This is a genomic window from Paenibacillus sp. B46(2026) (assembly GCF_056786355.1).
In genome coordinates this window covers 2,740,317-2,761,009 of sequence record NZ_CM165907.1, presented here as the reverse complement: position 1 = coordinate 2,761,009, position 20,693 = coordinate 2,740,317, and the positions used below count along the sequence as shown (strand labels likewise).

13 protein-coding genes are annotated in these 20,693 nt (G+C 43.7%); 1 reads left to right on the top strand and 12 read right to left on the bottom strand.

What is annotated here, in order from left to right; translation table 11 throughout:
• Positions 1 to 9 precede the first annotated feature (9 nt).
• From AC1S8V_RS12700 to AC1S8V_RS12650, 11 genes are all read right to left on the bottom strand, one after another.
• Entirely contained in the window at positions 10 to 858 is an 849-nt protein-coding gene (locus AC1S8V_RS12700; protein WP_482073881.1) for a chemotaxis protein, read from the bottom strand.
• Between the two features lie 278 nt (positions 859 to 1,136).
• Positions 1,137 to 3,155 carry a PTS system trehalose-specific EIIBC component gene (gene treP, locus AC1S8V_RS12695; RefSeq protein ID WP_482073880.1) on the bottom strand — a complete coding sequence of 673 codons (2,019 nt, stop codon included), beginning with the start codon at positions 3,153 to 3,155 and terminating at the stop codon, positions 1,137 to 1,139.
• A 28-nt stretch (positions 3,156 to 3,183) separates the two neighbouring features.
• The gene (gene treC, locus AC1S8V_RS12690) at positions 3,184 to 4,905 is read right to left on the bottom strand and encodes an alpha,alpha-phosphotrehalase (protein ID WP_482073879.1); all 1,722 of its coding nucleotides are present in this window, start codon (positions 4,903 to 4,905) and stop codon (positions 3,184 to 3,186) included.
• Positions 4,906 to 5,279: 374 nt separating this feature from the next.
• Positions 5,280 to 6,635, bottom strand: a complete 1,356-nt coding sequence (gene dctA, locus AC1S8V_RS12685) for a C4-dicarboxylate transporter DctA (RefSeq protein ID WP_482073878.1) — start codon at positions 6,633 to 6,635, stop codon at positions 5,280 to 5,282.
• A 238-nt stretch (positions 6,636 to 6,873) separates the two neighbouring features.
• A complete protein-coding gene (locus tag AC1S8V_RS12680) occupies positions 6,874 to 7,566 on the bottom strand; it encodes a metal-dependent hydrolase (RefSeq protein WP_482073877.1) in 693 nt (230 codons plus the stop codon).
• Positions 7,567 to 7,667: 101 nt separating this feature from the next.
• Positions 7,668 to 9,359: a glycoside hydrolase family 13 protein gene (locus tag AC1S8V_RS12675; protein ID WP_482073876.1), complete on the bottom strand. Its 1,692-nt coding sequence runs from the start codon at positions 9,357 to 9,359 to the stop codon at positions 7,668 to 7,670.
• A gap of 330 nt (positions 9,360 to 9,689) precedes the next feature.
• Positions 9,690 to 10,148 (bottom strand): VanZ family protein, encoded by a 459-nt coding sequence (locus AC1S8V_RS12670; RefSeq protein WP_482073875.1) that lies wholly within the window; start codon positions 10,146 to 10,148, stop codon positions 9,690 to 9,692.
• Between the two features lie 42 nt (positions 10,149 to 10,190).
• Positions 10,191 to 11,060, bottom strand: coding sequence for a GyrI-like domain-containing protein (locus AC1S8V_RS12665; protein ID WP_482073874.1), 870 nt, complete (start codon positions 11,058 to 11,060; stop codon positions 10,191 to 10,193).
• A gap of 260 nt (positions 11,061 to 11,320) precedes the next feature.
• Entirely contained in the window at positions 11,321 to 13,753 is a 2,433-nt protein-coding gene (locus AC1S8V_RS12660) for a glycogen/starch/alpha-glucan phosphorylase (RefSeq protein ID WP_482073873.1), read from the bottom strand.
• 561 nt (positions 13,754 to 14,314) lie between these two features.
• Positions 14,315 to 15,418 carry a glucose-1-phosphate adenylyltransferase subunit GlgD gene (gene glgD, locus AC1S8V_RS12655; RefSeq protein ID WP_482073872.1) on the bottom strand — a complete coding sequence of 368 codons (1,104 nt, stop codon included), beginning with the start codon at positions 15,416 to 15,418 and terminating at the stop codon, positions 14,315 to 14,317.
• 26 nt (positions 15,419 to 15,444) lie between these two features.
• Positions 15,445 to 16,614: a glucose-1-phosphate adenylyltransferase gene (locus AC1S8V_RS12650; RefSeq protein ID WP_482074468.1), complete on the bottom strand. Its 1,170-nt coding sequence runs from the start codon at positions 16,612 to 16,614 to the stop codon at positions 15,445 to 15,447.
• Between the two features lie 630 nt (positions 16,615 to 17,244).
• On the opposite strand from AC1S8V_RS12650, the gene AC1S8V_RS12645 reads away from it, so the two are divergent.
• Positions 17,245 to 19,635: a hypothetical protein gene (locus tag AC1S8V_RS12645; protein ID WP_482073871.1), complete on the top strand. Its 2,391-nt coding sequence runs from the start codon at positions 17,245 to 17,247 to the stop codon at positions 19,633 to 19,635.
• Here AC1S8V_RS12645 and AC1S8V_RS12640 read toward each other — a convergent pair.
• Positions 19,597 to 20,670: an ATP-grasp domain-containing protein gene (locus AC1S8V_RS12640; protein WP_482073870.1), complete on the bottom strand. Its 1,074-nt coding sequence runs from the start codon at positions 20,668 to 20,670 to the stop codon at positions 19,597 to 19,599. The genes AC1S8V_RS12645 and AC1S8V_RS12640 overlap by 39 nt on opposite strands.
• Between the last annotated feature and the right edge of the window lie 23 nt (positions 20,671 to 20,693).

Genomic DNA, 20,693 nt, shown 5'->3' with positions numbered 1-20,693 from the left:
CCTCTTATATTATGAACGATTTATCCAGGTCCACGTTCGAGCAAGCCCCTGAGCGATTCTGCGATTCATGCTTCGATTCGAAAAATACCCCCCATGACTTAGCGGATTCCAACTCATTGCCACGCCGCCAGAGTTCACTTCAATGTCTTCTTTGACCGCTTTCTCATAAGCGGGATCAATGGGGCGTAACGGATAACCCAGAATATCATCCCGATCGTAGAAGTTCACCCACTCCCCTTCCAGACCGGCATAATACTGATTCACATGGGAAGAGGGCACCTGAATTGGGCAACTAAAGTCATGGTAACGCAAACTCCATAAGGGCAGGGTTGTACCAAACGAGTAAAAATTTGTCAGGGTGTCCCCCCGCTCCAGTGCCGAGTTCACATCCACAATCTCAGGAACGCGACTGGACGGATATTGAAGATCGTAGAAGAAGTTACTTGCGATTACGGCACCCAAACTATGAGCCACCACACAGAGCGGAGCTTCCGGTCCGTTACGCTGTGCAAGGGTATGCATCGCCTGATTCAACGTTCGATGTACGGCATCATAGTTATGGCCTTGATTCTCCACCGGTTGATAAGCAACCGCGTCAGCAAGATAATGGATGACAAATCGGCGCAATGTCTGATAGTTCAATCCCGGAGAGCTGACGAGCTGTTGAAAGAGCTTCTCTTCCCGCTTCTCAAATACATCTGCCCAATATACAGGTTCGATATCCAGCATCGTTTTGGCGGCTCCAGGCAAGACCATCACCTGATCCAATTCCTTATGCAAACAAGTAATCAGCTTGTCCGCATAACCGTCCTTGCGCATACCCAGCCCATGAATGACCATCACCGCAACACGTGTCATGGCTCTCCTCCTCATCGATTGACTAGGGAGTGTCTCAAAACCTGATTCCTTCAGAGTTTTCTGACATGTCCTAGGAACTCTTTCTCCACCATATGAACGCCACGACTCGAACATGCCTGTAGCATGCTTTGTCAGACGATACCTACTATCAACCATTATTTTAAAAATGTGATTCTTCCATTTTATATACAGTTTACCATGATAGTCATGAAAATAACGATCTTACAACAAAAAAGGAGCTGCGCATCAAGCAGCCCCCATCATGTTGTTATATTCAATTAACCTTTCAGATGAACCTTCAACACACCATTCTGATTGGATGTAACATCACCTGTTGTGACTTCCACCCGTTCAACCATATCTTGGCCATCTGGAATAATAATCGGTGTAATCAACGGATATCCCGCATCTTCAATTACTTTACGATCGAATTCCAACAGCTTTTGTCCAGCCTTTACATGCTCGCCAACTTCGACATGCATGTTGAAGCCTTCACCCTTGAGGGATACCGTATTAATACCGACATGGATCAGTACCTGTAAACCACTCGCATGTTCTAGAATTACCGCATGTTTGCTTTTGATCACATGAGCTACCTGAGCATCAAACGGGGCAACAACCAGGTTGCCGGAAGGCTCAATCGCTACACCCTCACCCATCTGTTTCTCGGCAAAAGCAGGATCAGGTACTTGCTCCAGTGAAACGGCCTGGCCTGTTAATGGCGCCATGATTTCCAGTGTATTCACGGCTTCGTCCCCTACTTGAGCTGCACTACGTGTGCGCTGGTTCGAGTCTGTATCTGTAGTCGAAGAACTTACTCCTGAAGCAGATTGCGATGTAACCGCTTTGGACTCCGTACCCGTACCATTGCTTGCACTCCGATCTTCTTTTCTCAGTTTGGCTCTGCCAAAAAGGACGGTCAGAACAAATGGTACAACAAGGACAATCGCCATGCCGATGAAGAAAAAACCCCATTTGTTAGGGAAAATCGACAGGAATCCCGGTACGCCACCTACACCGATGGAGGTTGCCTGAACATTATTCATCGTCAGCAACACACCACCAATCGCGGAACCGACCATACCAAAGATAAACGGATAACGGTAACGGATATTCACTCCGAAGATCGCCGGCTCGGTTACCCCAAGGAAGGCCGATACCGAGGATGTTGCCGCAAGTCCTCTCATTTTCTTCTCACGCAGAACAAGCATCATCGCAAGTGCCGCCGAACCCTGTGCGATATTGGACAATGCCAGCATCGGCCACAGGAATGTACCGCCCTGACTACCGATGAGCTGCACGTCTACCGCGAGGAAGGTGTGATGCATACCGGTGATAACGAGCAAAGCGTATAGACCACCGTAGATCAGACCACCCAGCGCCGCATATGAATCGTAAACATAGATCAAGCCGGATGTGATTGCATTCGCAATGGCGAATGTAACCGGTCCAATGATCGTAAATGCCAGGAAGCCGGTAATCAGCAACGTAACTGGTGCAACGACCAGCAGTTTAATCGAATCATGTACCCTTTTATTGAGGAAAATCTCCATCTTCGCAAGCAGATAGGCTGATACCAGTACCGGCAGAACCTGCCCTTGATAACCGATCTTCTCAATCTCCCAACCGAACAGATTCCATGTTGGCACCGTGCCATTATTCACGGCATCAGCGTAACCATATGCACTCAGCAGATCGGGATGTACCAGAATGAGACCCAGCACGATCCCCAGCAACGGACTGCCGCCGAACCTTTTTACAGCTGCCCAACCAATCAGAGCCGGCAGGAACGTAAAGGCTGTACTTGCGATCGTATTAATAATGGAAGCAAGATCCTTCCAGGCTGGATACACATCCACCAGTGATTTTCCATCAAAGAAAATGCCTGGACCTGTCAGAATATTGTTAATACCCAGCAACAGACCTGCCGTGATGATCGCTGGCAAGATGGGAATGAAAATATCCGAGAGTGTTTTAATCGCTCGCTGAATTGGATTTTGCTTTTTACCAGCAACGGCCTTCACATCATCCTTGGAAGAACGATCTCCCCCGGTAATCTGAATCATCTCATCATAGACCTTGTCTACCAGACCAGGCCCGATAACGACCTGGAATTGTCCTTGGGAGGAGAACTGTCCTTTGACCAGATCATTCTGATCCAGACTTTCGGTATCCACTTTACTCTCATCGTACAAGGCAAACCGGAGTCTTGTAACACAGTGTGTTGCAGCCTCAATATTCTCTTTGCCGCCGACTGCCCGGACGATCTCCTCAACCTGTTTTTTATCGATTGCCATAGTGTCACTTCCTATTTATAAAATGTGATTAGTCCTGTTGTGGCACAAGCCACATATAGGATGCATACGGACTGAGAGAGATTTCCTGCGTCAGAGCAGGGGCTGCCTCCGTATTTCCTATGAGTAACTCTGCTGATTTGCCTGCAATGTGATCATTCCAGACCGCTTCCGGAAGCGAGAACGTGACGTCTCGTTTACTGAAGTTTGATAAAACAATCAGGGTTTCACTTCCATTGGTCCGTGCGTACGCGAATACATCCGGGTGTGCATCGTCCAGGCGTTCATACAGACCGTCGATCAGCACGTTTACCTGTTTACGAAGGGCAATCAATTTGCGGTAATGGTAGTAAATCGAATCCGGGTCAGCCAGCTGCTGTTCCACGTGAATGGACGGATACCGCTCATCCACCTTCAGCCAAGGAGTTCCCGTAGTGAAGCCAGCATTCTGACTTCCATTCCACTGCATCGGTGTTCGGGAGTTGTCCCGGGAACGCTCTTTTACAATGTTGAAAGCTTCTTCAGCGGATTTGCCTCGTTCTTCCTGAAGCAATCGGTACATGTTCGTGGATTCGATATCGCGGAATTCGCTAACGTCATTCCAGACCGGATTCGGCATGCCGATCTCTTCACCCTGGTAGACATAAGGCGTACCTTGCATTCCGTGTATCGTTGTTGCAAGCATCTTCGCACTCTCGGCACGATAATTACCATCATCGGCGAATCTGGACAGTGCCCGCGGCTGATCATGGTTATTAAGGAACAGCGCGTTCCAGCCTCCACCAGCCTGCATGCCAGTTTGCCACTCACTGAAGAGCTGCTTCATGGCTTCAAAATCATACGGCATCAGTTCCCATTTCTGACCATTCGGGTAATCCACCTTCAGGTGATGGAAGTTAAACGTCATTGAAAACTCCCGGGAAGCCGTGTTCGAATATTGGATACAATGTTCCAGTGTTGTGGAGGACATTTCCCCTACAGTCACCATGTTGTAAGGCCCGAATACTTCATCATACATCTCGGTGATGTACTCATGCACACGCGGTCCATCCGTGTAGTATTTGCGTCCATCACCCGGTGACACGCTGCCATCATCATCAGGGAAACGCTGATCTTTGGAGATCAGGTTGATCACGTCCATCCGGAAACCATCTACACCCTTTTCCGCCCAGAACTTGATCATATCGCATACAGCTTTACGTACTTCTTCATTCTCCCAATTGAGATCTGCCTGCGTTTTATCAAATAAAGTCAGGAAATATTGTCCCGTCTGTTCATCATACTGCCATGCAGGTCCACCGAACTTGGATTGCCAGTTGTTCGGCACACCGCCATCCGGGGCAGGATCTTTCCAAATATAATAATCCCGGTACGGATTATCCTTGGAAGAACGGGATTGCTGGAACCACTCATGATCTGTCGAGGAGTGATTCACCACGATATCAATCATAAGTTTCATATCACGAGCCTTCAGACCTTTCAACAGTTCGTCAAAATCCTCCATCGTCCCATAATCCGGATTAATCCGGTAATAGTCCGCTACGTCATATCCATTATCGTGTTGAGGGGATACATATACCGGCTGCAACCACACAATATCGATACCCAGATGCTGCAAATAATCAAGCTTCTCGGTTAATCCACGAATATCGCCAGTGCCCGATCCGGTTGTATCATTAAAACTCTTCGGATATACCTGATACACCGTTGATGTCTTCCACCAAGATGACGGAGTTGTGTTATTAGAACTCATGTTAACGCCTCCAATACATTGTAATGCTCTCATGTGATGTTCTCGGTTAACTTCATATCTATATTACATAAGTAAACATGTATATACAAGTTAAAACTATACTATGTATATTCTTCGCCTTTTCTACACATTCCCCATAAATCTTTCCTCTGTAACATTTATTTTGGCCCCTGCGTTCGTGAACTCCATGATATCTGTATTGGTATAACAAGAAACCGTCTGTTCTTCCCACGATTGATGTGGGCAACAGACGGTCCAATTTGGTTGAACTTGTTAACTGTATTTACTATTGTCAGTCAATGATTCCATTGATTTTAAATGATACAGTTACTGTCACTTGATTAAGTCACTGCACGAGACACGAGACCTGCTCCTTACGACATCTCCGGTGAAACTACTGCTTTACCCTGTTTTTCCTGCATATTTAGCTTTAATAGGGCTAGCGCAGCTTGTTCTTCCCTTTCCAGTTCAGCAGCACTGATCTCACCAGAGAGTACGGCACGCATTCGCTTTTGATCCAGCAGACCTTCCCATTTTGCAACCACGAATGCTGCCACACAATTACCCATCAGGTTTGTGAAGACACGCATTGTATCCATGAAGCGATCTGCACCAAGCAGCAGAGCAACCGCTGCTACCGGGAAAGCATTGACGGCTACTGCCGTGGCGGACAGGGCCAGAAATGCGGAGCCAGGTACACCTGCCATGCCTTTGGAACTCAACATCAACACCAGCAGAATGGTAATCTGCTGCATCAATGTCAGTTCAATACCTACGGCCTGAGCCACAAAAACTGTTGCCAACGATAAATAGATTGAGGCACCATCCAGATTGAACGAGTACCCCGTCGGCACCACAAGACCCACAACGGCACGATCACAACCCGCCTTCGTTAGCTTGTCCATCATTCGTGGCATCACCACTTCCGATGATCCGGTTCCAATCGCCAGCATCACTTCAGAACGGGTATACTTCACAAATTGCAGGAAATTCAGCCCGGTGATCCACCAGGCAGCCAGCGCCAACATGACCAAAAACAGCAGCGCTGCGCCGTAGCAGGCTAGAATCAGCAGACCGAAGGACGACAATGTGGAAGCCCCATAAGCACCTACCGTATAGGCCATGGCTCCAAATGCACCAATGGGCGCGAGTTTCATGATATAGCCGATAATGCGGAACACAATTCCGAGCAGGTTCTCAATTAGCGTCAGTACATTTTCTTTCGCTTTACTCTCTGTTGCTGCCAGTGCAACCCCGAACAGACAGGCCACGAGCAGTACTTGCAGAAGTGCATTTTGTGCAAAGGCATCCACAACACTTGTCGGAATAATATTCATGATAAAATCTACCGTATGCGGTAACTCGGAGCCATTGGTTTTCGCTTCAATGCCACTTGCGTCTATGGTCGAAGGGTCCACGTTCATTCCCGCACCAGGACGAAGCAGATTGGCTGTTCCTAATCCAAGTACCAGCGCTACTGTAGTTGCAATCTCGAACCACACGATAGCTTTCAGTCCAATGCGACCTACGGACTTCAGATCACCGATCTTGGCAATGCCTGTCACTATCACCATGAAAATCAGTGGTGCGATGATCATCTTGATTAATTTGATGAAGCCTGTACCCAGTGGTTGCAGCATACTGCCAAGATCCGGCCACAGGGTGCCTACGCCAATCCCGATGATTACCGCTACAATAATTTGAAAAAATAATGATTTTACAAATGACATGAACGCTCCCCCTGTTTGCAGTCAATTCGGATTTCCGTTTGGTTTCCGTGTAACTTTTTATATCATTCTAAAAGGGAGTTCAACAATGGAATTTTAATGTTTTTGTCATTTATACCAACACGACCTGTGAAAATTGAACCTAAAACCGAAAAAAGACGAATATCGCGTCAGTTATCTTGACGTGTTATTCGTCTTTATCCATAAATCCATTTATTATTGAACAGGGGTTAAATGTACATCACAGGCTAATTGATTCTCCCGGGGCCAGCACGCGGCCTTCCAAACCTTTTGCATTCAGCTGCTGCACGAAGTGTTCTGCATCCTGACGAATCACCGGGAATGTATCATAATGCACCGGAATGGTCAGCTTGGCATTAAACCATTGGGCCGCTTGCAGTGCATCTTCAGGTCCCATGGTGAAATGTCCACCAATCGGAAGGAAAGCCACATCGATATCATGACGATCACCGATCATTTTCATATCCCCGAAGAGACTTGTATCTCCGGCGTGCAATATGGTTTTTCCACCAATATTAATGATATATCCTGCAGGCACCCCTGCATACATGATCCGTTGTTCTTCTTCCAGCACGATCCCGGAAGTATGGAATGCCTGAATCATTTTGGCTTGAGCAAAGTCAAGATCTACCGTGCCGCCCATATTCATACCGAGCGTGTCCAGACCTTTCCAAGACATATATGTAGCGAGCTCCACAATAGCCACAACTTTGGCGTTATTCGCTTTGGCAATCGGTTCAGCATCGAGAATGTGATCCATATGTGCATGTGTCAGCAACACAACATCGGTCGTGATATCTTCAGGCTTCGTGACAGCAAGTTCGTTGCCACGCAGGAAAGGATCAATGATCAGAGACTTTTCTTCTGTGCCCAGCTGTACACTGGAGTGACCGTGGTACGTAATATTCAACAACTTGGGTTCCTCCTGACAAAGGTATTATGAAATTGATTCAATCATCCTATTTATTATAAATCATAGCTCTTCACCAACGCAAAGTTACGCTATCCTCCGTCTCACCGCTGCTTACGATACACCCTTGCTTCGTAAGGCTGAAGCTGAATGGCACCTTCATCCGTAGAATAACGTCTGCTTACATTGCTAATCATCAGCTTGGCATGCTCGGAAGTCCAGCCTTCTGGCCAGCGCATCTCCGGCTCATGCCCACGGAAATTCAGAATGACCAGCATCTGTTCATCTTCCAGCGTTCGTGTATAGGCGTAGATATCCGGATCATCCGGCAGTAGCAGTTCATACGCGCCATAGATAAGCACGTTATGCTGTTTGCGAAGGGCAATTAGCTTACGGTAATAATGCAAAATGGATTGCGGATCACTTTCGGCATCAGCTACATTAATCTCGGGATAATTATCATTCACCTGAATCCAAGGCTGACCTTGAGTAAACCCAGCGTGTTCCGTATCATCCCATTGCATCGGCGTGCGGGCGTTATCACGACTCTTCAGCCAGATCGCTTGCATGACTTCATGCTTCGACTTACCTTGACCAATGTAATGATTATAATAATTTTTCGTCTCAATATCCCGGTATTGCTCGATATCCGGGAATGCGACATTGGTCATACCGATCTCTTCCCCTTGATAGATATAAGGTGTTCCTTCAAGTGTAAGCATCCAGGTCGCCAGCATCTGAGCAGAACGCACCCGATATTTACCGTCATCTCCAAAACGGGAAACCGGGCGTGGCTGATCGTGATTGCCCATGTAATTGGCGTTCCAGCCTCTACCATGCAGAACCGTTTGCCAGCGGCTCATGATTTCTTTGAGTTCGGTCAGTTTCCATTCCTTATAGTTCCATTTACCAATTCCTGAAGATTTGGCATCAATGAACATATGCTCAAACTGTAATACCATATTAAGCTCGTCACGATCCGTCCCGACATAAGCCAGCGCCTGCTCAGGTCCAAGTCCGGAAGTCTCGCCAACTGTCATGGGTCCATAAGGTTTCAGGATCATGTTATTCAATTTTTTCAGGATGGAGTGTACCTGTTCCAGGTTGGAAAAGAGCTGGTACGCTGGAACCACTGGCAGATTATGCGGATTATGGGCACTTGGCAGACCTTCTGCCTTGGCGATATGCGCTACTGCATCGAAACGGAATCCGTCTACCCCTTTTTCCAGCCACCAATGCACCATCTCGTACATCTCTTCTGCCATTTGTGCATTGTTCCAGTTGAGATCCGGTTGCTGTTCCGAATACAGATGCAAATAATATTCATTTGTCTCGGGATCATGTTTCCACACCGAACCTCCAAAATAGGACTCCCAATTATTCGGCACCTGGCCATTTTTGCCTGAACGCCAAATATAATAATCACGCTTCGGATTCATCTTTGATGAACGCGATTCGGCAAACCATGCATGTTCATCCGACGTATGATTCAACACCAGATCCATCATGATCTTGAGGCCACGCTTGTGTGCCTCTGCCAATAACCGATCAAAATCCTCCATCGTGCCATACTTGCGTAAAATGGCGTAGTAATCCCGGATATCGTATCCGTTATCATGTCCGGGTGAATCGTAGATGGGACAGAGCCAGATCACATCTACCCCCAAATTCTCCAAATAATCGAGTTTCTCATAGATCCCCTGCAAATCGCCCTGTCCATCCCCGTCCGAATCCTTGAAGCTGCTCGGGTAGATCTGGTATACGACACTCTCTTTCCACCAAACGATATCGTCCACCTCGCTCTCATCTTTGTCTATTATATAAATTGAACTAAAGAATATTTACACTGGACACTCCGATGACAGAACAACCTTCCGATCGCTGTTATCTCCAGATTTTATGAATTCCCCTTATAAGGGGAAAATCCGGGGATAAAGGCGAACGCTTTCGCTTCTTCAGGTTATTTCTGTCCTCTCCGTTTCGTGTAAATGTTTAGTTCAATTTATATATATAATCTCTGCTCACTATATCAAGCCGTTAATATGTTTTATCCGAAATGATTCTCTTGTAAACATTTGAAAACTATCTTATGCAAAAAGACCCGGTCATGGACCGCGATCTGCGGTTCAATTCCGAGTCCTTATTTGTGAAAAAAAGAGTAACTTCAATCCGGCGTAACCTATCCAGGCACCGATCGTGTTCAGAATAATGTCATCCACATCAAACGAACCCACACGTGTAATCAATTGTATGAATTCAACACCCAGCAGAAGCAAAACAACTGTTGCTGTAAAGTTCAGGAATGTACGGCACCTCCGAAACAACCATGGAATCCAGATACCCAGCGGAATGAACAATACGATATTGCCAAACAGATTCTTGACCCAGGTATCTGTATTGTACCTCTCCCTCTCCAAAAGAAGTGGCCGAATCGTCTCAAAGGGGACGAGATTATATTGATAATACATGCCTGGCGTTCGTCCACTGACAAACAGTAAAATGCCCATAATCAGTATGTACAGCAATGCCGTGCAGGCAACAATTGTGAGCATCCATTTGGAGTGGAGCCATGACTTTTCGCTCATTCATTCCGTCCTCCGACCTTGAATTCCGCGAAGCGGTAAGGTCTATTTTAACGGGATATAGATCTTCATGTCCAGTTGTTCAGGGGTCGATTTCCAGACATCCGTCACTTCAAAGTCCGGCCCTTCCCTCCGCTCATAGTTGGACTGAGGCAGCCAGCTGCCATAGATCATTTTACGGATATCCTGCCCGGAGCCTTCCACGGTGAACTCTGCATACAAGCCGCCCGGAATCTCAATCGAGGTAAAACCGGGTTCAAGTACCTGAGATGTTCCACTGCTTTCTTCACCCACAATAAAAGAAAATGCTCCATCCTCTTCAAAATGACAGGCCACACCGTAAGCCATATCAGGGCGTGTCCTCTCCGGGATAACCATGAATCTCTGTTCCACACCAAAATCGTGATAAAATCCGGGTATTTCAGCATAATGCTGATTGTCATTCAGGTTTGTCTTATATTCATAGCCGATAATCCAGTTCGGTTCCCGTGTGACCAGACGGGGTGTATTCATGTGGAATGTTCCACCAAGCGAAGTTCGATAATCATTAAAATCAATGCTCTCTTGCATCTTCAAAAGTGACAACTGATCCGCTTCCAGCTTGCGCAGCTTCGCAGGTGTCATCCCAAAGCAGGCTGAAAATGCACGGGTGAAGGCCTCTTGGGATTGATAGCCAAAGCTCATTGCAATGTCCAATATGCCTTGCGATGTGTCCCTCAGCAACCTTGCTGCTTCCGTTAATCTACGTCTGCGCACATATTCCAGTACTGTGAATCCGGTGATTGCCTGGAATAAACGTTGAAAATGAAACGCCGAAAAGCTCGCAGCAGCAGACGTCTCTCTGATATTAAAATCATCTTGTAAATGCTGCTCTAAATACTCAATAGCAAGCTGAATTCGTGTGTAATGATCCATAGTGACGACTCCCCTGTCTAATTCGAAATATCAAACGATTTCTTATGTAGTATGACTGAGAACCTGAACCTTTTTTTGATTTTGTGTGCGAACTTGTCATGAGGGATATATGAAATCCGCTTCTATTTATTCTGAGTTTCACTATAATTCACTGTATGCCAAAATCCCCTTGTTCTACAAGGAGATACTCTACGCTGGTTGTTTAACCAGCAGAGACGGCTCTTGTGAACAAGGGGACTTGTTTGTCTAACAATCTATTCTTAACCTTTCCAGTTCCCGGACACCGGATGAATCCCCCAGATATCCGTAGCATACTCACTAATCGTACGATCACTGGAGAATATACCGGAATGAGCCGTGTTTAATATCGCTTTTCGAGTCCAGCCTGGAATATCCCGATACGCTTGGTCAATGGCAGCATGCGCGTCTGCATAAGCAGCAAAATCACGCAATACAAAGTATTCGTCACCATGAGCCAGCAACGAGTCATAGATATCCCAGAACTCCCCGTCACGATAACAGAATGCACCTGGATGCACTAATTGCTCCACGACCTCGCGAATCCGTTCATCGTGCTGCACAATCTCATTCGGGCGATAGCTGCCGGAACGATAATATTCAAGCACTTCATCCGCACGCAGACCATAGATGAACATATTCTCTTCTCCCACCTGCTCTGCCATCTCCACGTTGGCTCCATCCATCGTGCCAATCGTTAAGGCGCCGTTCATCATAAACTTCATGTTGCCCGTACCCGAAGCTTCCTTGCCTGCGGTTGAGATCTGTTCACTAACATCCGCAGCCGGAATAATCTTCTCTGCGAGAGAGACGGAGTAGTTCTCCAGGAAAAATACCTTCAAGCGGTCATTCACGGCCGCATCCCGATTTACCGTGTCAGCCACGGTGTTGATCAGCTTAATAATTTTCTTGGCAAAATAATAACTCGGCGCAGCCTTCGCGCCAAAGATGAACGTTCGTGGCACCATATCAAATGAAGCATCATTTTTAAGCCGGTTATACAGATACATAACATGCAGAATGTTCAACAACTGCCGTTTGTACCCATGCAGTCTCTTCACCTGCACATCAAAGATGGAATCCGGATTCACTGCTGTCCCGGTATGATCCAGAATATATGCAGCAAGCCGCTCTTTGTTGTCCCGTTTAATCAAACGGAACTGCTCCTGGAAGGATGTATTATCCGCAAAACCTGCCAGCTGGTCCAGCTTGCCCGGCTCTGTTATCCATTCATTACCGATTGTATCCGTAATCAGATCCGACAGTTTCGGATTGGCATGCATCAGCCAGCGGCGATGGGTAATGCCGTTCGTTTTATTATTGAAACGCTCTGGATACAGGGCATAGAACGGAGCCATCTCGCGCTCCTTCAAAATCTCGGTATGCAATGCAGCGACACCATTCACGCTATGACTGCCTACAATCGCCAGATGCGCCATCCGCACCTGCTCGTTCGCAATAATCGCCAGATGCTCTATACGAGCCTGATCTCCCGGATACAGATCCAGCAGCATGCCACAGAAACGTTTGTTGATCTCTTCAATAATCATATAGATCCGTGGCAGCAGCTTGCTAATCATCGCTACAGGCCATTTTTCAAGCGCCTCGCTAAGCGTTGTATGATTGGTATACGAGACGGTTCGAGTTGTGATATCCCATGCTTCATCCCAACCATATCCTTTCACGTCAATCAGGATACGCATCAGTTCCGGAATAACCAAGGTTGGATGCGTGTCGTTAATGTGGAAAGCCACTTTATCCGGCAATCGATCATACGAAAGCTCCAGCTTGTTAAACGTTCGCAACGCACTTTGCACACCTGCTGAACACATGAAGTATTGCTGCTTCAATCGCAGCAGCTTTCCTTCATACTGGGAATCATCCGGATACAGGAATTCCGAGATGGATTCCACCGAACGGCTATAATCCAGATAGCCGTAGTAGTTCGAAGGGGTATCGAGTGAAGTCTCCCGCTTCGGCTCGGCGCTCCATAACCGCAATGTATTCACATGGTTTTGACCATAACCGATGACTGGCACGTCATAGGGAATGGCTACCACCGATTCGGCATCTTTTGTAACAAACTGATAGTGTCCGTCCTGTTCGTGAGCTTCTACACGGCCCCAGAACTGTACTTCCACCTTTTTGTCTGGACGGCGGACTTCCCATTCGTTGCCTTTATCCAGCCAATTGTCGGGTAACTCCACCTGATTGCCATTGATGATTTTTTGTTCAAACAGCCCATATTTGTACCGTATACCGCAGCCATGTCCTGCATATCCAAGTGAAGCAAGTGAATCCAGGAAACAGGCAGCGAGTCGTCCCAGACCTCCGTTACCGAGTCCTGCATCCGCCTCCTGTTCTTCTACCTCTTCCAAAGAGAAGCCCAGCTCAGCCAGGCTGTCACGGACCAATTCCAATTCATTCACATTCAGCAGATTGTTGCCGAGCAGACGTCCAATCAGGAATTCCAGCGAGAAGTAATAGACCTGTTTATCCTGACGCTGCTTAAACCCCTGATTCGACGCTGCCCAATCCTGGCCTGCATATTCACGAATCATGCTTCCCAATACGTGGTACACGTCTTCCTGTGTTGCTTCTTCAATCGGTTTGCCCAATTTGCTGACCAGATTCCGTGTAAAGATACTCTTGAACGTTTCCTTATTGTCAAACAAAAGTAGGTTCCTCCCGGGGAAATCCTGCAGGATGATGGCGGTTCATACACTTCAGTGCTACGTTGCTGCAAAGTGGCCGTTACGGTTACGAATCGTTCTTATGATCGCTGTTGTCTCCAAATTTTCTCGATTAACCTATACACATTGAACTGAAAAATATTTACACTGGTCACTCCGATGACAGAATAACCTTCCGATCGCTGTTATCCCCAGATTTTTTTGATTCCTTTTTAAAATGGGAAAATCCGGGGATAAAGGCGAAGCATATGCTTCCGATGCAGCTTTTTTTCAAAAAGCTTTCAGCTCCGCTTCTTCAGGTCATTTCTGTCCTCTCCGTTTTGTGTAATTATTCAAGTTGAATTTATATAGTACAAGGTTAAAATTTGAAGACAAAGGCGAACGCTACGCTTCAGAATTGATTTCGTCCCCTCACTACGTTTGCACGTATGAAGAAGCTTTAGCAGTAGCACCCGATGCTTAGAAGGTGTATGAACCTTAAATCCATCCTGCAGGATTTTTATTTTATATATATTTATAGAAGATATCGGTTACGTGCGGGCATTAGATAATAGTGCTTTTCGCCAAAATGTATGGATTCGAGGAGTCACCGATCAGTGTCTGCCCTCCGGTCAGCTTCACGTCTTTATCGAGAATGACGTTCTCAAGTACAGTTCCTTCACCAATGTAGCATTTTTGCATGATGATGGAACCTTTAATTTTGGCACCCTTCGCTACCTGTACGCCGCGGAACAGAATGCTGCCTTCCACCTCTCCACCTACAATGCAGCCGTTCGCAAGCAGTGAATGTTTAACATCGGCGGTATCCAGGTATTTGGCAGGGGCTTCATATTTAATTTTGGTCTGAACGGGATCTTCCTTGAACAGTTGTTCATACTGTCCTGTGTTCAACAGATCCATACTGTTGCGATAATAACTGTCAATGGAATTGATGACCGCGTGATAGCCATCATATGCATACGCAGCGATATTCAATCCATCTGGATTTTTTTGGATAACATCTCGGAAGAAATGGCTCTCGCCGTGATCGATGCATCGCTGCACCTGGCGCAGGAACAATTCCTTTTCCATGATAAAAATTTCTGTATATATATTCGGGTGGTTAGCGCTTTGGTGAATGTCCACCACGTTACCGTCCCCATCATGGTCAACTTTGACACAGGCGTCGTGCTCAGGCAGCAGCTGATCTACTTTTTTGCAGACCAGTGTGACGTCCGCTCCTTTGCTAATGTGATACCTGTAGACATCCTGGAGGTCTGCTTTGGTCACATGACGACTGCCCGCATGCACAACATATTGCCCTGCACCTCTGTGGAAAAAGTCCAAATTGTTATGGAAATGCTGCAAGTCCCCCTGTGATGTATCTGTTGGATCGTTCCAGTCTGGTGGCAAAATAAACATACCTCCATGCTTGCGATCCAAATCCCACGGCTTGCCGTCACCGAGATGATCCATCAGCGAGCGATACTTACGACGGACAAACACCCCTATACTCTCAATTCCGGCATTCATCATATTAGATAGAACAAAATCGATCAGACGGTAACGCCCGGCATAAGGAACCGCGGCTCCGCAGCGAAAGTATGTCAATTCCTTCAATTCCTCAAGTTCATGGTCAAGGTTAATAACTCCGATCAATGATTTCATCGCATGCACCGTCCTTTTGGCTTCAATTAGGCCTTGCTGGTTATTCCTTGGCGAAGCTGACGCTCCAGTTCTTCCTGATCCACGAGTAATATATCACTCTCATCTCCCGGTGCAGGCGAAATCTGTGTTCCATCCGGAATAACCAATCCTTCTGCAATGATTGCTCGGTGAATACGCACATTTTGCCCGATCTTCACCCTTGGCATGATGACAGAATCGATTACGGCACTGTTCTCGCCGACCTCAACTCCATAGAACAGAACGGAATGATTGACCTCTCCATGCACCACACTGCCCTCACTAATAATACAATTCCGCACCTTGGCCGAAGGCGATATGTATTGTGCAGGTTGGTTCGGATTACGTGTAAAGATACGCCAGTCCGGATCATTCAGATTAAACGGTGTGTCTTCGTCCAACAGATCCATATTGGATTCCCATAGACTGCGAATGGTACCTACGTCTTTCCAATACCCTTCGAACGGATATGCGTATAAGGATTTTTCATTTTCAAGCAACAACGGAATGATATCTTTACCAAAATCATAAGAGGTGGATGCCTGTTGTTCATCCTGGATCAGGAAACGTTTCAGTACATCCCACTTGAAGAGATAGATACCCATGGAAGCGAGTGTGCTCTTGGGCTCAGGAGGTTTTTCTTCGAATTCATAAATGCTATAGTCATCGTTGGTGTTCAGCACCCCGAATCGGCTGGCTTCTTCCAATGAGACATCAATGACGGATATGGTGCAATCCGCGTCTTTTTCTTTGTGATACTGGAGCATTTTCTCGTAATCCATCTTATAGATATGATCCCCTGACAGAATGAGCACATGCTCAGGATCGAATTGTTCAATAAAGTTCAGGTTACGGAAGATGGCATCTGCTGTCCCCCGGTACCAGTTGCTTCCGTCTTCACGTTCATGAGGAGGAAGTACATATACTCCGCCGTTTTTCCGATCCAGATCCCAGTCACTGCCAATGCCAATATAGGAGTGCAGGACAAGTGGTTCATACTGAGTCAACACGCCGACTGTATCAATTCCTGAATTAGAGCAGTTACTCAGCGGAAAATCAATGATTCGGTATGTGCCGCCAAAATATACAGCTGGCTTAGCCAGTGATTTGGTTAATCCTTTTAACCTCTTACCTTGCCCTCCGGCAAGTAGCATCGCTACAACTTCTTTTTTCGCCATCATTACAGCCTCCTCCACGTGCATTCGTTCTGATTCATTTCAGAGCCCATAATCGATATTCTGTTGTGGAACACTGTTGTCATGATTAGGAGCATGCTGTACAGATGTGTAACTGGATGAGTCATCTTGCAGTTGAACTGCTTTGATTGTAAAGCCTGAAATAGAGATGATGCGGTGCAGAATTGCCTGAACTGTCTTACTGAGGTGAATGTTGGATGCATTACTTAAGGTGTAGCTCGTGAACAATGTAATAGACTACTCCTACTTAACATTAAACACGAAACGGACTGGGGAATCTTACTGGAATACATCGGCATCAAGTTACGGGTGAGATTACCCTTTCTCGTGCCGCTGTTATTCATAATTGTATTCGATAAAGGGGAATCAAACTCCTTTTGGAAATTTCATGGTAAAACTGTAATGGTTATAGATCTGTGTACCCATAAAAATTGAAATAAGGGTATTACGAATCAGAAAATGGAAATTTAATTGTAGTTTCTAAAGGAAAAAAATAGAATCTTGTCGAATAATACGTATAACTATAATAATAGTGATTGTTTGCTTAAGCGAGCAGATTGTTGAGAAGTTACATACTAATAACTATAAATTATTTGGAGGTTGAATAGACCAGTGGAGTTACCAGTTCAAAAAGAAATTAAGCGATTTGTAAATGAAGCACTATCCAGTAATAGAACGAGCAACATTATAGGTATCATTACGAACAGTCGTTTTGATATCAAAGGAAGTTATTCGAGTCAACTGGATGGTTATAATCAAATTGGGTTCAAAGAGATGTTAGGTATGACTCCTGCCACTGCCAAGGTGAAAATTTCAGGAGGTATTAAACTTGATTTTCTCAAAATATTCCAATCAATATTTTCTTTTGTAAATGGTGGTGTCTCTCCGTTCATTCTAGATTTAAAAGAGCTTACCGGAGTTACACCAGAAATAGCTGTTAACTGGGAAAAAGAGTTTAATCCGGTAATTAACTCTCTAAAACCTCGAAAAAAATCTTACAAGAAATATAGAAAAACGAAAAGGATCATTGTAGTTGAGGATTATTCGGCTCTAACAAGTCAGGAACAATCACTTCTAAAGTTAATTGTTAGCTATGTGCAATCTAAAAAAATAAACGATACGATTGTTGTGATTCATTTTATTGATTCAAAATCAAATGAATCACAAATTCCGAATATTACTTCTAAACATTTTGATATAACTGAAGCTGACTTACAATCTGTATTTGAGAAACACACAAATTATGGAGAACATGTTGTTAGTCTCACAAAATTATTAGGAATAGACTTCTTTCAAGAGTACAGAGAAATTATTATTCAATCGAATCAAATTGAGCTCGAAAACGTAGAGAAAATTATTAAAAAAATAATAGATGAAACGCTATCTACATCGAGTGACAACCCCGATTACAGAAAACAATTGAATCTCTTTTTGTATCAGTGTAGTCTTTTTATGATTCAATTCACAAAATTTGATATAGAAGATGGTATAGATCCTTCCATGCTTGAATTTATTGCACCTGCCATGAGAGCAAAACTTATTGGAAAAACTGAAGAAAATAAGTATAGCTTTTTGGAAGTTGCTATACGAAACTATTTTTATAATGAAGCCAAAAACACGCTTCAGAGCCCTGTAATTGAAAGAATTTATTCTTATTTAAACAAACTTTATCCTCACGAATATTTTTATTTAGCGGAGCTGCAACAACAATTCAGCAGAAATAAAGATGATGTTACTTCTGCTTATATTGTTGCATATTATTTTTCCAAGAAAGAAGGGATGGAGACACAACTAAATCAAATAGTTTCTGTGATGCAAAAAAATAATATTGGTGACTATTTTGTCAACAAAATGGAACTTGTGAGAAGTAATTATTTTCAAGGCTCAACATATCTTGATCCAGAAATAACCGAACTTTTGTACGAAACAAAAGAAAGTAATTTAAGTACTCTTGCCAAACTTTGTTGCTACTCCGTTTTAGCAAGCTACTTATTTGAAAATGAAAAAATTCTAAATAATCTATATAAGCTATATTCTGAAATATCTTTAGAGCTTCAAAAGTTAAATGATGAAAATTGTAATAGTGTTGATTACTGGCAGAATGAATTCTACATCAATCAAATCCTTTTGGCAGCATCATTTGATGACCCGCCTTCCCCATTGAGAGGCAAATCCATACGAAATTCACAAAATCAAATAGAACACTTACTAAGAACTTATAAACAAAATAGCGGTCATAAAGACTCCAATTATCTCAAATTTTTGCGTGTAGGGAACACAATCTATATCGAAAATACTGAGGAAGGAATCAAGTTAACAGAGAAAGCTTACTGGGAATCCAAAAACTATCCTTATGAATATGAACTTGCCAAGATCAATTACAGCTTCTCTCTGATTTACTTGGGATGTTACAATACCGCAGTTAAGGTACTAGGAGAAAAAAGTTCCTTTGACTTAAACATCATAAATAAAGATACGTACCTTTCTTATCATAACAATTATACTATCGCTCAATTGTTATCAGGTAAGATAACGAATAAAAAGGCTATCAAGAAATTTGAAAATCTATTAAATCAAACAAGCAGTAAAGCTTCAAGTGATGCAACAATTATAAAAAATAATTTGGCAGCTGCACAACTGGATATTCACCGAGATACTGCGTTGCAATCTTTAAACTCTATACTAAATGACTCAGATCATTATCATAGTTTCTATGCTTTTCATAATATCCTATATTTCTATTTTAAAGAAAGAAATATAATGTTATTTAATTCATTTTATAATAGTGACTGGCAGAAAAATTTCCCTAAATTATTAAAACCGTATATCAATTTCTTTAATAGCAAATTCAATTTTATGCAATCATTGCTTGTACAGGACATTCAATTCAAGGAAATGGCAGAGCTATTAAATAATGAATTGAATTCAATTTATCCTGAAAAAACATACACACATTATAAGCAATTATTGTTGTTTGGAGGCATAGAGCGATGGTTCGAATAATCCATGTTTCCTAATTGTTTCGAAAAAGAGCATTTTGTATGAGGCCTCTTCATCATGAAAAATATGTTTAAACAAAAGATGAACAGAGCTTTTAGAAGAAATTGTTGGATTTGGTGTGATATCAATAATATAAATATCTGTTTCACTCACTCTAAAGTCAATTCGACTTATAGCTGAAAATTCTAGTATTTCTGCACATCGACACGCAACTGATGCAATCAGCTTGGCATGAGGTCCCTTATATATATCAAAATCATAATTTTCATTAGCAATCGTTTGATAATCAAGATATTTTTCATTGTTTAGAAAAACGATTTCTACAACTTCTGGAGCAAAGTATGTATTATTATGATGAATAACGGGGACCTCTACCTCCGTGCCCTCAATGTATTGTTGTATTAACAAAGTCCCATACATCTCATAATGAGCATGTATCAGTTTAATTGCTTCCTGATATGTAGTTTCTTGCACATAAACCTTAACCACCCCAATGCTAGCTGACTCTGAATTAGGTTTCACCAAAAAATCCTTCTTATTTTGATAAAAAAACTGAATATTGCAAGAATCATCTTCATTTTTGATTACATATGTAACAGGAAGATATACTCCAAGTTGATCTTTTATCGTTTCATACATAAGTGATTTGTTACCACCCAAAACAGAAGAATAAAAATCTGCGCCAATATTGTAAATCTCATAATGCTCGCAAATTAATGGAACAAGACATCTTCTTCCTATACCATTAGTATTTTGGGCCATTGAATAAACTAGTACATACTCGAAACTTTGTCTGAGCTTATGAATATCTGTCATAAAAATTTGTTCACTATTGAATGAAATTACATAATTCAACACAGAACGAAAGGCATTAACGATCTCAAATTGCTCATAACTAGTGATACACTCAGATCTATGTACATCATTTTGATAAGTATCTATACTGTTGAAAACGAATACAACACACATAACATCAGGAAATTTTTTCATACTATCCATCTCGTTATAAAATATAATTAAATCCTCAACTTCATTCATCACAAGACCTCCAAATAATTTAT